This is a genomic window from Paralysiella testudinis, assembly GCF_016894345.1.
GTDB lineage: Bacteria > Pseudomonadota > Gammaproteobacteria > Burkholderiales > Neisseriaceae > Paralysiella > Paralysiella testudinis.
The window spans coordinates 222759-235190 of the sequence record NZ_CP069798.1 but is presented as its reverse complement, the minus strand read 5'-3'; the positions used below and the strand labels follow the sequence as shown (position 1 = coordinate 235190).

General features: G+C 53.2%; 19 protein-coding genes and 4 pseudogenes. 4 read left to right on the top strand and 19 right to left on the bottom strand.

Annotation, left to right across the window (positions count from 1 at the left end; all coding sequences use genetic code 11):
• From JQU52_RS01275 to JQU52_RS01215, 13 genes and pseudogenes are all read right to left on the bottom strand, one after another.
• Positions 1-904: pseudogene (locus JQU52_RS01275) on the bottom strand (phage head morphogenesis protein).
• On the bottom strand, positions 901-2400 hold the full coding sequence (locus tag JQU52_RS01270; protein ID WP_230338400.1) for a DUF935 domain-containing protein: 1500 nt from the start codon (positions 2398-2400) through the stop codon (positions 901-903). Before JQU52_RS01270 ends, JQU52_RS01275 begins: the two are co-directional and overlap by 4 nt.
• Before the next feature lies 1 nt (position 2401).
• Positions 2402-2746, bottom strand: a complete 345-nt coding sequence (locus JQU52_RS01265) for a hypothetical protein (RefSeq protein WP_230339391.1) — start codon at positions 2744-2746, stop codon at positions 2402-2404.
• On the bottom strand, positions 2697-3836 hold the full coding sequence (locus JQU52_RS01260; RefSeq protein WP_230339390.1) for a terminase large subunit domain-containing protein: 1140 nt from the start codon (positions 3834-3836) through the stop codon (positions 2697-2699). Before JQU52_RS01260 ends, JQU52_RS01265 begins: the two co-directional genes overlap by 50 nt.
• 114 nt (positions 3837-3950) lie before the next feature.
• Complete coding sequence (locus JQU52_RS01255) at positions 3951-4442, bottom strand: phage protein Gp27 family protein (protein WP_230339389.1); 492 nt, start codon at positions 4440-4442, stop codon at positions 3951-3953.
• A 2-nt stretch (positions 4443-4444) separates the two neighbouring features.
• Entirely contained in the window at positions 4445-4723 is a 279-nt protein-coding gene (locus tag JQU52_RS01250; protein ID WP_230339388.1) for a hypothetical protein, read from the bottom strand.
• A 22-nt stretch (positions 4724-4745) separates the two neighbouring features.
• Complete coding sequence (locus JQU52_RS01245; RefSeq protein ID WP_230339387.1) at positions 4746-4922, bottom strand: hypothetical protein; 177 nt, start codon at positions 4920-4922, stop codon at positions 4746-4748.
• 150 nt (positions 4923-5072) lie between these two features.
• Complete coding sequence (locus JQU52_RS01240; RefSeq protein WP_230338395.1) at positions 5073-5279, bottom strand: TraR/DksA family transcriptional regulator; 207 nt, start codon at positions 5277-5279, stop codon at positions 5073-5075.
• Positions 5280-5513: a hypothetical protein gene (locus tag JQU52_RS01235; protein ID WP_230338394.1), complete on the bottom strand. Its 234-nt coding sequence runs from the start codon at positions 5511-5513 to the stop codon at positions 5280-5282.
• Positions 5514-5532: 19 nt separating this feature from the next.
• Positions 5533-5778: a hypothetical protein gene (locus JQU52_RS01230; protein WP_230338393.1), complete on the bottom strand. Its 246-nt coding sequence runs from the start codon at positions 5776-5778 to the stop codon at positions 5533-5535.
• Positions 5779-6145: 367 nt separating this feature from the next.
• Positions 6146-6409, bottom strand: a pseudogene (locus JQU52_RS01225) (hypothetical protein); the annotation flags it as partial.
• A complete protein-coding gene (locus JQU52_RS01220; protein WP_230339386.1) occupies positions 6343-6657 on the bottom strand; it encodes a hypothetical protein in 315 nt (104 codons plus the stop codon). The gene JQU52_RS01220 and the pseudogene JQU52_RS01225, both read right to left, overlap by 67 nt.
• 125 nt (positions 6658-6782) lie before the next feature.
• Positions 6783-7282: pseudogene (locus JQU52_RS01215) on the bottom strand (glycoside hydrolase family 108 protein).
• A 250-nt stretch (positions 7283-7532) separates the two neighbouring features.
• Here JQU52_RS01215 and JQU52_RS14820 point away from each other — a divergent pair.
• Positions 7533-8277: pseudogene (locus tag JQU52_RS14820) on the top strand (DUF5131 family protein).
• Here JQU52_RS14820 and tcmP (JQU52_RS01205) read toward each other — a convergent pair.
• The 6 genes from tcmP (JQU52_RS01205) to JQU52_RS01185 form a co-directional block, all read right to left on the bottom strand.
• On the bottom strand, positions 8274-8867 hold the full coding sequence (tcmP, locus tag JQU52_RS01205; protein WP_268866624.1) for a three-Cys-motif partner protein TcmP: 594 nt from the start codon (positions 8865-8867) through the stop codon (positions 8274-8276). The pseudogene JQU52_RS14820 and the gene tcmP (JQU52_RS01205) overlap by 4 nt on opposite strands.
• On the bottom strand, positions 8852-9112 hold the full coding sequence (tcmP, locus tag JQU52_RS14680) for a three-Cys-motif partner protein TcmP (protein WP_268866623.1): 261 nt from the start codon (positions 9110-9112) through the stop codon (positions 8852-8854). The genes tcmP (JQU52_RS01205) and tcmP (JQU52_RS14680) overlap by 16 nt, the downstream gene beginning before the upstream one ends.
• 115 nt (positions 9113-9227) lie before the next feature.
• Positions 9228-9734 (bottom strand): hypothetical protein, encoded by a 507-nt coding sequence (locus JQU52_RS01200; protein WP_230339385.1) that lies wholly within the window; start codon positions 9732-9734, stop codon positions 9228-9230.
• Between the two features lie 14 nt (positions 9735-9748).
• Positions 9749-10066, bottom strand: a complete 318-nt coding sequence (locus JQU52_RS01195; RefSeq protein WP_230339384.1) for a hypothetical protein — start codon at positions 10064-10066, stop codon at positions 9749-9751.
• A gap of 37 nt (positions 10067-10103) precedes the next feature.
• The gene (locus JQU52_RS01190; protein WP_230339383.1) at positions 10104-10493 is read right to left on the bottom strand and encodes a helix-turn-helix domain containing protein; all 390 of its coding nucleotides are present in this window, start codon (positions 10491-10493) and stop codon (positions 10104-10106) included.
• Positions 10494-10593: 100 nt separating this feature from the next.
• The gene (locus JQU52_RS01185) at positions 10594-10926 is read right to left on the bottom strand and encodes a hypothetical protein (RefSeq protein ID WP_230339382.1); all 333 of its coding nucleotides are present in this window, start codon (positions 10924-10926) and stop codon (positions 10594-10596) included.
• Between the two features lie 89 nt (positions 10927-11015).
• On the opposite strand from JQU52_RS01185, the gene JQU52_RS01180 reads away from it, so the two are divergent.
• Genes JQU52_RS01180 through JQU52_RS01170 form a run of 3 tightly spaced genes read left to right on the top strand, consistent with a single transcriptional unit; the run spans position 11016 to position 12431 of the window.
• Entirely contained in the window at positions 11016-11252 is a 237-nt protein-coding gene (locus tag JQU52_RS01180) for a helix-turn-helix domain-containing protein (RefSeq protein ID WP_230339381.1), read from the top strand.
• The gene (locus JQU52_RS01175) at positions 11236-11535 is read left to right on the top strand and encodes an IclR family transcriptional regulator (protein WP_230339380.1); all 300 of its coding nucleotides are present in this window, start codon (positions 11236-11238) and stop codon (positions 11533-11535) included. The genes JQU52_RS01180 and JQU52_RS01175 overlap by 17 nt, the downstream gene beginning before the upstream one ends.
• Positions 11536-11570: 35 nt before the next feature.
• Positions 11571-12431 carry a hypothetical protein gene (locus JQU52_RS01170; protein ID WP_230339379.1) on the top strand — a complete coding sequence of 287 codons (861 nt, stop codon included), beginning with the start codon at positions 11571-11573 and terminating at the stop codon, positions 12429-12431.
• Position 12432: the final 1 nt, after the last annotated feature.

The window sequence follows — 12432 nt, the reverse complement described above, 5'->3', positions numbered from 1 at the left end:
CTACCCTTTCAATAGCTTCTGCACCCACGCCAGCTGCTCGCCGGTGAGTGCATTCTTAAATTTGTCATTACCCATCATTTCTTTCAACGCCACCCGTGCAATATCAGGGTGGGCGGCTTGGGCTTTTCTACGGCTACCGATGCCATGCGCGACAGCATGGCTTGGCCTTGGTTGCTGTTGAAGCCGGGGCTGGGGGCAACGAATTTGCCGCCCACGCGGATGCCGGTGCGTTGGGCATGGCGCTCTTCGCCGGTGTATTCGTTGCGACCGATGTCGACGGTTTGGGTTTCCAGCTCGGCGCGGGGCAATACGCGGCGCTGGCCGCGGGATTCGGACAGTGGCTTCACGCGGCAGCGGCAGCGGTAATCCAACGGCGGGTACATGGTGTTCCAGATGGGATCGGTGGCTTCGTAAACCCTGCCGTGCATCAGGCGGTGGGTGTCGCGGGTGCGGTTGTCGTTGACGGCTACATATTCCCAATACGGATGCGTGTCCAAGCTGTCCATCATCTCAACATAGCGCCCGGCCATATACGCCGATTGGGTGTTGGTGAGGTAGATGGTTTTTAAGCGGTGCGGGCTACCGAGCTGCACGGTTTGGGCTTCGCCGGTGTCGGGGTTGGCAACCTCTTTTTGCCCCACCAGCCTTTGCTTTGCAGCACGGGGGTGAGCTCGGCTTGGAATTGAGCTAGGGTTTGGCCGTTGGCTAAGGCTTTGTTGATGGCGCGGTAGATGTCGTCGGCCACGTCCATGCCCGCGGTTTTGGCCACGGTGTGGGCGGTGGCGTGGGCGTCGTCGAGCATGTCTTGCCAATCCCAAGATACGGTTACGCCCTTCTGCTGCAAATAGGCCACGGCGGCTTCGGGCTGCATGCCGAATACGGCTTTGATGTCTTCGGGGTTCATGTTGCCAGCTCTCCGGCGGCTTCAACCCGCCCCACCAGCCCGGCCAGAAATATCAGCCGTGCCAGCTCATCTTGTAGTGCTTTGTCGTCCATATCGGGGTAGGCGTTAATCAGGCGGTCGAGCACGGTGTCGGTATCGGCACCGCCGCTTTGCAGGGCGTTGATTAAGGACCGGGTGAGTGCCTGGCCTTGTGCGTTCAGGCTGCCTGAAGCCAGTATCTCGGCGACGGTGTTATCCACCACGATGCCCGCATCGGCTGCGGTAATCGGCTCGGCAAAGCTGGCCAAATGTGACGACGTCGTCGCTTTTGCCGCCGCACCCACTTGCACGATGTCGTCGTCATCCAAGTTATAGGCCCGCTGCCAGTAGCTTTTGGATAGCTGCACGCCGCATTGGCTTAAAATTTGGTCGCGCTCGGCCAAGGTTTTGTCGCCCACTTCTTCGCTGTAGAGCACAAAGGCCGGGCGTGCCACGTTTTCACCAAAATTAAGGGTGCAAATCCATTCAATAAGCTGGTTCAGGCAGCCTTCAACGATACGACAATCGTTGTCGCGGATGTCGTCGGTAACTTCCAGCCCGGCCTTGGCGCTGGCGTGGTTGGTGTCTTTTTCGGTGGTTTGGTCTTGCCCGAGCAGGGCAATGGCGATTTCGCTACGGCAATAGCGGATAAAGCGGTCGTACACATCGGCACTGCCCTGTTTGCCTGCGGCTTCTTTGATTTCAACGCTGGAATCGTTGGGAATGGTGGCCACGGCATTACCAATCAGCTGCTCTAATGCATCTAATAGGCGGTTGGTGTCGGCATCGGTGTTGCTGCGCGGCTCTTGGGCGATAATCCACGGCGCACCGAATTTTTCCGCGAATTCTGCCCAGAATTTAAGGCCGCCGCGTTTGAATACGGTAGGCCAGTATACGGTGGCCAAATCGCCCATGCCGTAGGGGTTGGTATAGCTGGCATTGTGGGTGGGGCACAAGAATTTGTACGGCAACACCGGCTCGGCATCCATGCGGCCATCGCCGGTAAAGCACAATTCGCCCTCTGCATTGAATTGAAACCACTGCGGCGGCTTGGCAATCACGTCAGGCAGCCACAGGCTGCCGCGCTGCCATACCAATTCCAGCGGCTGGTAGCCATATAGGGTGGCGTCCAATATCTGGTTAATCAGGCGGTAGATATCCACCCCAGCAAAAAAATCTGCCAACGCGGCGGCCACGGCAGGCGGGGTGTCGGCATCGTCTAAACGCCACGCCATGCTGGTGACGGCGGATTTACGCCGGCGCACATGGCCGGCCACAATCGGGTCGCTCAATAAATCGCGGTATACGCTGATGTCGCGGCCTAGCTTCTTAAGCACGGCATCGGGATTGGGCAGCAGGCCGCCAAAGCCGCCCACGCCCCAAAACTGGCGTGCCACGGCAATATGGGCGGATAAATCGGCGGGGGTGATGCTGACTTGCCCGGCGATGGTTTTAAGTTTGAAATGGGGCTTGGCCACTTTAGTATCCTCTGGTTAATCTGCTGCGGCGACGTGTGGGGCGGCTGCTGACTTTAATCGGGCCTATATTCAATTCGCGGCTGGCATAGTGCGCCAGCACAAAGGCGATCCCGGCATCGCCGTGACGTTTGCGCCCGTCTTGGCCTTTTGTGCGGGTGGCGGGGATGCGCGGCACGCCGTTGATTAATTCAAATGTGCGCAGGTCGTTCAAGATGTCTTCATCTTTGGGCAGGCCGTCCAGCGTGCCGTCTTCCAGCGCTGCTTTAAATGGCGCGGTGTGGATGCGGTACCAGTTTTCAGACAGCATCACGGCTTCTACTACGCTCACCCCGAATGCGTCCTGCATGGCTTCGGCCAGTGCTTGGCCGTTGCCGCGGGCGTCCAACGCTGCACCACGCAGATTGGGCAGGCCGTGCAGTAGGTGCTTCATGATTTGCTCTTGCTGGGCAAACGGCATATTGCCCAGCTCCAATACAAACGGCGGTTTGAGTTGCAGTTTTTTGCTGCAATAGCGGCACCAGCACGGTGCGGTCGCCACTGCGGGCAAAGTCTTCGCCGACAAAGCTGGTGCGTGCTGGGTCGAGGCCGTCAAGCAGCGGCTGCAATACATCGGCAATCCAATCGGCTACTTCAGCCGCACGGCGCGGCTCGGGCAGCAAACCGAAGACATCGGTTTGGTCGTAGCGAATAACGGGTGTATAGGGGCTCATCCGGCTTTCAATCAGCGCCCGATTCAGCCAACGCCCGCCGCCGTTTTTGGGGATGCAGTCCAGCTCTTCACTGGCGTCTTCGCCGTAGAAATCACGGATTTCTTTACACCATACTGCCTCACCTTCGGGCGCCCACTCGCGCCCCAAGCGCAAGCAAATGCGGCGGTACAGGCCTTGTTCCACCGCTTCATCAAATGGGATGCGGTGGATGGAGTAAGGCTTTTTACCGGCGCGCACATCGGTAATCAGCTCATTAAACGGGTTGTCCACGCTATCGTGGGTGCTGATGATGTGCACTTGGCCACCCCACATCAGCAGTGCCATTGCTGCTTTAAGTAATTCGCCAAGTTGGTCGTGGAAGGCGGCTTCGTCAATAATGACGCGGCCTTGTTTGCCGCGCAGGTTGGACGGGCGGCTGGACAGTGCGGTGACGCGCCAGCCGGAAGCAAAACGGATAACAAAGGCCAAAATGGCCTGTTTGTCATCGCCCTCAACAAACACTTCCTCTGTTTCGGTGATTTCACCCGCAGCGAGGTTGTAAAACTTCGCCCAGTTGGCGCAGTCGCGGATAAATTCCAGCGCCATGTCTTTGTTGTAGCCGATATACCAGGCATCCATGCCGCTGCTGGATGCGGCCAGTAAGGCGGTGTCGGCGGCTTCGCCCCAGCTTAAGCCGATACGGCGCGACTTTTCGCACAGCTTTACCGGCGACTGATCGCACACCATGCCTGCTGATACGGCAGCAGTGCCATTGGGGTGCGGTCTTCGGTTTGCTGTACCAAATCACTCATGATGCAATGCCTAAAATCTGTTTGCGGATGGCTTCGGCGGCTTCATCGCTCAAGCCGCCTTTTTGGCCTGCTTGGCCACATCTTCGGCAGCGGCGGCCACCTTGGCTTTGACTTTGGCCTGATACTCTTTTAAGCGCGTGCTGGCGGAGATTAAACCGCTGATTTTGCGCGAGCCTTCGGCCATCATGCCGAAGCGGTCTATCGCGCCCAGCTCTTCAGACGGCATTTCACCTATCTGCACCAGTGCATCAAACAATTCGGTTTGCAGCATGGCCATTAAGGCTTCGCTGCGGGTGTCGCCCTCATCTGCTGCGCCCTCGGCAATCAGGCGGGCGGCTTCGGTGCTGGCTTTAATCGATGCAAAACGGCGCTCTACTTTTTGGCCATAACGATGTACGGCGCTGCGGCTGATTTGGTAGCCTTGCTCGTTGAGCCATTCGGTAAGCTCGCTGTAGTTGCCAAAGCCGGTGTCGGTAAGCCTGCGCTCCAAGGCATGGCGCACGGTGTCGGGCAGTAGGTCGATGCTGCTGCGCGGTGCCATTGCTAGCCCTCCCAATATTTTTCAGGGCGGGCAATACCGGGCTGGCAGTCAATGGTGTATTCGGCCAAGTCCACGCCCAAGCGGGTGAGGTCGGCATACCAAGCGCCACTGGGCTGTTTGACCAAGTCGATTAAGCGGCGGTCGGCCAGATAGTCTAGGTGCTGGCGCACTTCCACGGCGGTGGCGTCGGGGTAGATGCCGCGCACCACGTCGACAATAAAGCGCTCGTGCGCGGTAATCGGGCGGGCTTTGTCCAACATGCTGATGATTTGCCAGCGCATGCCTTCGCGGCGGATTTTTGCATCATTTCTTGTGGCTCTCCATCTTGTAAATATCGCTCATGATGCCGTAGACGGCATCAATCTTGGCTTCCAGCTTGCTCTCGTTGCGGATATGGTCTTCGCGGCGCATATAGTCCAGCGGTAGCTGGCGCAGCAATTCGTTGTGGCTTTGCTCCACCATCTCCAGCTTGGCCTGCATTTTTCCAGCAGGGCTAAGCGGTCGTCCAGTGCGGTTTTAAATTGGGCAAACAGGATTTTGCCGAAGCCGAAACACACGCCCAGAAAGGTGAGAAAAAGCTCACCACTTGCCAAAATTCAATGTTGATGATGTTTGCGGTGTCGGCGCTCATTAAGGCCAGCCTTTCTCGGCATAGGTTTGGCACAGGATGCAGCGGGTGCAGCCGGGGGCGGCCTGCTGCCGTGCGGGTGGGATGGGCGCGCCGCAGTCTTCGCAGTAGCTGTAGCTTTGGCCGCCGTGTTGTTTGGCCGCTTGGCGTGCCAGTGCATCGTTTAACAGTGCCGCTTCGCATTGGGCGGCTTTATCGGCTATGTCCATTTAATCTGATTCTTTTGTTTGTTCTTGCGCGTCCAGCATGGCTTCAAATTCGGCGATATCAACGATATCCGGGTATTTTGTGCGCGTGTCTGCCAAAAATTGATTTATCTTTGCATCCACTTCGGCCGGGTTTTTAAATCCGCAGACCAGCCCGCCAATGCGCGATAAATGCGTGCCGGTGGTCTGCCAAATCACCACTTCTTTGCCCCGCCGCAGCCGCCGAATCTCAAACATAATAGTGGGCTGGCTTAGCTTATTCGTCACGCCCACCGCTCCGATACCACACCTGCCAGCCTTGCAGCTGTAGCGCCTGCTTGCCGCACCAAGCGCCGTAAACGGCGGCATGTGCCAGCAAGTGTTGCGGGCTGCCTGAAGCCGGAGCGGCAGGCTTGGGGTGAGCAGTGAGCAGCTCGGCAGCCACCGGCGGCAGCTTGGCTACCTCTACGGTTTTAATCGGGGTAGCCGAGGGCGCGGCGGTAGAGCCGCAGGCTGTCAGCACCCAAGCCGCTATGGCAATGGCCGCCGCTTGCTGCATCTTGTGCAATCGCATAAGGGATTTCCTTTTGTAACAGTGCCGCTTGGGCGTCTAAGGTTTGGGTGGCTTGCGCCAGCTTGCTGCTTTGGTGTTGGGCAAAGTCGTACCACTTTTGCTGCTGCTCCGCCGCTTCGGCCAGCTTGGCGCTGTATTGCTGCTCGGCTGCCAGTGCTTGCGCTGCATATTCCTGCCGCAGCGCCGCCAGCTGTGCTTCACCGGCGCGTTTGGCGCTGCTGTAGCCGCTATACCAGCTGCCGCCGGCCACCAGCATCGCCGCCACACACAAGCCCAGCGCTTGGTTGATGGGGCTGCTAATCCACATGGTGTTGCCCTTATTGATTTCGGCCACTTGCGGCACCGCGGCAATGCCGCGCTTAATCAGCGCATAGCCGCCCACCATGCCGCCGTATGCCCACCACAGCCACTCCGGCGCTGCCGGGTGCAGGGCGAATTTAACCGTCATCGCCGCGGCGGCCACGTTTGCCCACAGCTTGGTATGCGAAATTTGGCCGCTGGCGGGGTTGGTAATCAGGCCGGAAAGCCATTGGATAAAGCGGATCGTGGTTGCTGCTCCTGCTGCTGTTTCTGCTGCCATTTACAAAAAGCCCTGAATTGGGTTTTATTTTGCTGGATGGTGCGAATCGCCGTGCTGTACTTGTTGTACAGGTCGATAATGGCACCATAGGCCACAGAAGCCATAAAATAACCGGCAAACGAAGCAATCCCGACACCACCGATATTAGCCAATGTTTGCAGTGGCGACCAACCCCATAAATGGATGCCGCACCATAAATACAGGGGCAACCACAATACCCATAACAACACCCGTATATAATCGTTCATTGATATTTCTCTCTATGTTTGGTGGTTCTGTGGTGCCTGATTCCCGACACCTGAAACCTGACACCTGAATAGGTGGCCGCCTGAACCGATGCGCTGGCATTCTGGTGGTTCAGGCAGCCGTAAACTTAATCTTGGTTATCCGTTGCCGCGTGGCGCAGATTGGCCGCCACCCGCCGCACCCAGCCTTTGCCGAAGTGGGCAAATGTAGATAAGCGGGTATAAAAATCAATCCGCTCGGCATTAAAGCGCAGCAGCAGGTCGTTTTCAGGCAGCGTATTGATGGCGGCCAGGCTGATGTTGCCAATCACGCCGTCGTCTGCCACCCCGGCGGCCCGCTGCAACATCCGCGCCGCATTGCCGTAGCCGTGGTTGATACAGGCATCGAAAAACTGGAATGCCACACCCGGCGGCATTTCGGCGCAGCGGTAGCGCAGCCAAAAGGCGGTGCGGTAAATCTCCACCGCTTGGTTGCGCGTCATCGCCCGCATATTGCCGTGGTAGCCGTTGGCCTGCGCCGTGCGGCGGTGACGCCCCAGTTGGTCTCACCGCCGGGGTCTCGCGGGTCGTTCACATAGCCGCCCTCGTGGGCGAGCACGCGGTCGATAAAAGTATAGAAATCAGACATAAATCCCCGCTATCAATGGTTGTTTAAAGTGCTTGCTGTGGATGCCATCTTAAGCACACCGCAGCAGCAGGTCTTTTAAACGGGTTTAATGATTGCAAAACAAAAATCCCGTTAACTGAATCGTAACGGGATTTTGCAGGGAGATGGGTTTGCGGTCTTTTAAAACGTTTTAAAAATTAATCATGCCAAGGCAGGCTTATTTGTTTAAAATTATGAGTGTATATTGAGTGTATATTTTGGAGATACGACAATGGCAACCCAGTCAACTATCGAATGGACTGAGCTTACATGGAACCCGACCACAGGTTGCACTAAAGTGTCACCCGGATGCAAAAACTGTTATGCCGAGGTTATGGCACGACGACTGGAGGCAATGGGTACACCCGGCTACGAACAAGGGTTTAAGTTGTCTTGCCATGAAAGTCGGTTAAGACAGCCAATGAACCGTAAAAACCCACTGTTTATTTTGTAAACAGCATGAGTGATCTTTTTCATGAGGATATTCCGGATACCTTTCTGGATCAGGTTTTTGCCGTGATTGGGGCAACCCCCAACACACATACCAAATTTTGACCAAGCGAGCCGAAAGGCTGCCAGAATATTTCAACTCCAGACCATGCCCCGAAAATGTATGGCTGGGCGTGTCTGTAGAAGATGTGAAATACGGTGTACCGAGAATTGATTATTTACGCATGGTTGATGCGTCTATCCGCTTCTTGTCTGTGGAGCCATTGCTGGAAGACTTGGGAGAAGTGAACCTAACCGATATTCACTGGGTAATTGTAGGCGGGGAGTCTGGTCATAAAGCCCGCCCCATGAAGCCGGAGTGGGTGATTAATATTAAAAAGCAGGCAGAAGCCTTTGGCTCGGCATTTTTCTTTAAACAATGGGGCGGATGGGGTGCAGATGGCGTAAAGCGCCATAAAAAGCCAATGGTCGTGAGCTGCAAGGCCGCACTTGGAATGAGATACCCCATTGTTCAAATAGCTGATTAAAATAATGACCCCTGCCCAGTATCAACCGCAGTTTTCCAAAACTTGAGAGCTAAGTCATTTTTAGCCGCTAATAACAGCCAATATAAATGCTGATTTTTGGAGCCTGTTATTAAACGGACATCACTAGAAGAATAAACACCTGTACTTTCTATCAAATCTTTCCAACATTCAAATACCTGCTCGCGCTGGACTTGATTCCCTCTGGCTACATCAATACGCTGCCGCCATCCTGGAATAAATGAATCTAAGGAACTGTGTTCTTCTTTGCTAATGTATTTAGCCCCATTTCGTTGTAAGTCCATTTTGCTGATATGAACCAGCATATCTATGCGCTTTAGCGCAGAAAGTGTTTCAATAATATTAAAATCCAACGTTTCTAAATTGTATGGATCAAGAAATGCAAAGTGCAATGCATAAGCATTCAAACTATTCACAATTGTTTTTATGGTTTCCGTTGCACTACCCTGATAAATTTTTACGGGTGCACCCAGTGTCCGGAGACGCTGCTCAGCCGCCGCCAATCTTTCTTTGTCCAAGTCTCCAATCAACACTTGAGAAAATGGAGCGCCACCCGCTACACTTTTTTCCAAGCAGCTACTGCGCCGCCATCAATATACTCATTTGTATTCTTGATTTTGCAAAGACCCGGCCCACAAAATGGATCGATATAAGTTGCGCCCGCCCCGTCCTCGCCTACAAATTTTTTTCGGACACCCCGAGATATATCAATATAACGATTGAGACAATCGTGTTTTTCTTTTGCCCACTCACCAACAATTTCTGCCGGCGAACCATCAGGTGCTTTAACCAATTCCCCCATATTTTCTTCCTCCATTTATTCAAATTGTTCAAACTACGTTGTTAATCCCCGTGGCTTCAACTTTTGACCTTGCGCCTACAGGGCTGCCTGAAAGTTTCAGGCAGCCTTGGAATTACATTTTTAATATTGCCTACATCCGGTTTAAAGCTGCTTCATATTCCTTGGCTTGGGTAGGCGTCATCTCATGAGGCAGACGCATTAGCAGGTTTTCGTGTTTGTATTGATACATGAAAAAAGGCGTACCTTTGGTTACGTTGTCCACATAATCATGGCGGGCATCGCGCTCGGCTTCGGTTTTGAAAATTTCAATAGTGGCAAAATCTTCTGCTTTTTTATCTTTATAGCGGGTGTCGCCAAAGTTTAGCTTGCCGACATATTGCCCCGGACGGCCAAGCAGATTGTTTGGGTCTGTGTCTTCCGTATAAATCACCACCTTACCCAAGGTGGGTATTGTTTTTAGCTGATCCGTAATGTGCTGAGTATCCTCAATCAGCTTCATCTCCGGTGCCGGCGGTGCAACTTTGGCTACTTCAACAGATGCCGATGCCGCAACAGGAGCCGGTGCCTTTGCGCTGTTCTCGCCACTACAGGCAGCTAGGGTGAATAACACTGTTGAGATAAGCAATGCTTTTTTCATTTTGGTTTCCTTTTTTATTTGTTTTGTACCCAAGTTTGATTTGCACGAAGTTCATATACAGAAATCAGTCTTTTCACCTCATTAAGTTGATGCCATAGAGCAATATTATCTTCATTCGCACTGCCGAATTGCGGTCGGTCAAGGCTCGCTTTTAATGCCACTAAAGTAAATGCCTCGCCTTTTTCCAAACTTGCCCGAAGCCAGCCCGTTAAATACCCGTCACAAGCCTCTTCTAGCCATGCCTGTAATTCTTGTCTTAATTCGCTGTATTGGTTATCCAAATTTTTTAATTGCCATAGTTTATCTGCTAGTTCTTTTGTCATGGTTGGCATGGCTTTCTCCATTGTTTGAAATTAAAAAATTACTAAATCAACCTACTTTACCAATCTCAATCGGGTCGGCTTTTTTCTCTGCCCTACGGGCAATATACATAATCATTTCTTTGTCTTTGGCAGTAGCTTCACGAAAATAAGCAATCAGTTTTTCTTCTTCATCTGTTAATTCCTGCAAAGTAGATATCATAGGCGAATTTGTAGATTTATCTGCAAAGCCTCTACCCCCAGTAAGTATGTAATCTACATCTGCTTTGATTTCTGGATGCCGAGCCAATGCGGCACGTAAATCCTTTTCTGGAATTGAATCACGTCTTTTGCGCGCAGAAAATGCCTTTTCATCTAGCCCAAGGAAAGCGGCTACATCTTTATCATATTTAAAATCAAGCTCTTGTTTTACTCTATATAAAAAATCTACAAATTTCATAGCTCGCCTGTTGATTTATCTACTAATGTAGATTATTCTACACACATATTCACAAACAAACCCACATCAACACAACAAAGGGCAAAAAAAATGACGGCATCTAATCCTGTGCATGCAAAAGGTCATGCTCTAAAAACTGCACGGCAGCAGCGAGAACGTCGTTTGCGGCATCGTCTTCAAGCTCATCAGGCGTGTATGGCGGCTTGCTCTCCTGCATCCACAGTGGCTCCTGCAACTCCCCCTGCCATTGGTGCAAAAGGCGCTGTTTTTGCTCCGGCGACAACACCCGGCAGACATCATGAAACATCGCCTGAAGCGCCCGAAACTCCGCCCCTTGCTCATCGGCCTGCGGGTGGAGACCGTCTAACTGCGCTGCTAAACGGTCAAGGTGCGGAATTAGACGCCGAAGAGTCTCGGCTTCTGCGCGAGTCATGGGGAGGATTGCTGATATTGAGGTCATCAGATTTCTCTTGGGAATATGGCCTTGGTCAATAAACACAGATTAACACAAATAGGCACAAAATGAAAAAACAGCAAAATCACTTTTTGCCGCTGCCTTATCCGCAAACCATTAAATCAGCAAGGAAATATTTTGTAGACCACGGGATTAACCGCAGTGCATGGGCAAAGTATTTCGGTTTGGAGCGCACGGCGGTAGAACACCTATTGCGCGGGCAAGCCAAGGGGCGGCGCGGCATGGCGCACCTGGCTGCGGTGAAGCTGGGCTTAAAGGAGGCACCCGATGGCGGCGAGCACTAAAGGCCAGCGGCTGCTGGCGGTATTTAAAGCACTGGAAGGCCACCCGATTATCGGTATCAGCAATAAGACACTTTCAGACGGCCTTGATATGTCGGCAGCCCAGGTTAGCCGTGATTTAGATGATTTGATTGTGGCAGGATTAGTGCAGAAGCTGGACAACGGCCACTACGCCTACAGCATCAAAACTTTACAGATTGCGGAGCGGTTCCGAAGGCAACAGGAAGCAATGCAAAACCGCTTAAATGAAATCGGCACCCGTGTGGATAACGGCAGCTTTAGTTGAAAACGGACGCCAGCGTCCGCTTTGGAGAATAAAAAATGAATAGCAATAACAAAAAACAAGAATTAGTTGAAGAAGATATTTCCAATAATGCTGCCATTCACAGCATGGCGGTGATGGAGCAATGGGGAAATAATGAAATTTATAACGAGGAACGTTGGCTGGAGCGAGCACGCCATGCCGCACGTAAAACCCTTGAAGGAATGTTTGAACTGGGACGGGCGCTAATTGTTTTAAAAGAGCATACCGAACATGGCCGATTTGCGGAAATTGCTAATGCCGAACTTGGTTTACATGAACGCGAAGCCCGCCGCTTAATGAACGCCACTCGCCGTTTCGCGACGCCACAAATGCAGAAAGCCCAGGCTAAGCTAATGGATTTGGGTAAGTCCAAACTATTGGAACTGCTGGTGGAAGAAGACGATACCTTGGTGGCCTTGGCCGATGGCGGCGAGCTAAACGGCCATACGTTGGACGACTTCGACCGCATGACCCGCAACGAATTGCGCGACGCCATCCGCACCGCCCGCGAAGACACCGAAGCCGCGCGCAAGGTATCCGCAGATAAAGACGCCAAAATCAACCGCCTGACCGAGCAGCTGGAAAAACAAAAAACCGCTAAAACCAAAGAGCCGGATGCGGCGGATGTGGGCAGCCATATCACTATGGTATTGGCCTCCACCGAAGTGGCCGCCCGCAGCCAAATCAGCCGCATCAAACCTTTGTTTGAAGAGCTGGTGGCGCATGGCGAAGCGGGCGGGTTCAACCACCGCCCGGTGATGGTGGGCTGCCTGAACCAGTTGATTGCCGATATCGAGCAGCTGCGCGGCTTGTTTGATTTGCCGGACGAGGTGCCGCAAGACGACATCGAGCCGGAATGGATGCAGGGGCGGGAGTAAG

Coding starts and splice junctions, on each gene's coding strand:
- JQU52_RS01265 (WP_230339391.1), bottom strand. CDS start 2,746: ATGCAGGACGCATTCGGGGTGAGCGTAGTAGAAGCCGTGATGCTGTCT.
- JQU52_RS01180 (WP_230339381.1), top strand. CDS start 11,016: ATGAAAAAACAGCAAAATCACTTTTTGCCGCTGCCTTATCCGCAAACC.
- JQU52_RS01260 (WP_230339390.1), bottom strand. CDS start 3,836: ATGGTGTGCGATCAGTCGCCGGTAAAGCTGTGCGAAAAGTCGCGCCGT.
- JQU52_RS01240 (WP_230338395.1), bottom strand. CDS start 5,279: ATGGACATAGCCGATAAAGCCGCCCAATGCGAAGCGGCACTGTTAAAC.
- JQU52_RS01190 (WP_230339383.1), bottom strand. CDS start 10,493: ATGAAATTTGTAGATTTTTTATATAGAGTAAAACAAGAGCTTGATTTT.
- JQU52_RS01220 (WP_230339386.1), bottom strand. CDS start 6,657: ATGAACGATTATATACGGGTGTTGTTATGGGTATTGTGGTTGCCCCTG.
- JQU52_RS01175 (WP_230339380.1), top strand. CDS start 11,236: ATGGCGGCGAGCACTAAAGGCCAGCGGCTGCTGGCGGTATTTAAAGCA.
- JQU52_RS01170 (WP_230339379.1), top strand. CDS start 11,571: ATGAATAGCAATAACAAAAAACAAGAATTAGTTGAAGAAGATATTTCC.
- JQU52_RS01245 (WP_230339387.1), bottom strand. CDS start 4,922: ATGCAGGCCAAGCTGGAGATGGTGGAGCAAAGCCACAACGAATTGCTG.
- JQU52_RS01200 (WP_230339385.1), bottom strand. CDS start 9,734: ATGAAAAAAGCATTGCTTATCTCAACAGTGTTATTCACCCTAGCTGCC.
- JQU52_RS01250 (WP_230339388.1), bottom strand. CDS start 4,723: ATGCGCTGGCAAATCATCAGCATGTTGGACAAAGCCCGCCCGATTACC.
- JQU52_RS01185 (WP_230339382.1), bottom strand. CDS start 10,926: ATGACTCGCGCAGAAGCCGAGACTCTTCGGCGTCTAATTCCGCACCTT.
- JQU52_RS01195 (WP_230339384.1), bottom strand. CDS start 10,066: ATGCCAACCATGACAAAAGAACTAGCAGATAAACTATGGCAATTAAAA.
- JQU52_RS01235 (WP_230338394.1), bottom strand. CDS start 5,513: ATGTTTGAGATTCGGCGGCTGCGGCGGGGCAAAGAAGTGGTGATTTGG.
- JQU52_RS01255 (WP_230339389.1), bottom strand. CDS start 4,442: ATGGCACCGCGCAGCAGCATCGACCTACTGCCCGACACCGTGCGCCAT.
- tcmP (WP_268866623.1), bottom strand. CDS start 9,112: ATGGAGGAAGAAAATATGGGGGAATTGGTTAAAGCACCTGATGGTTCG.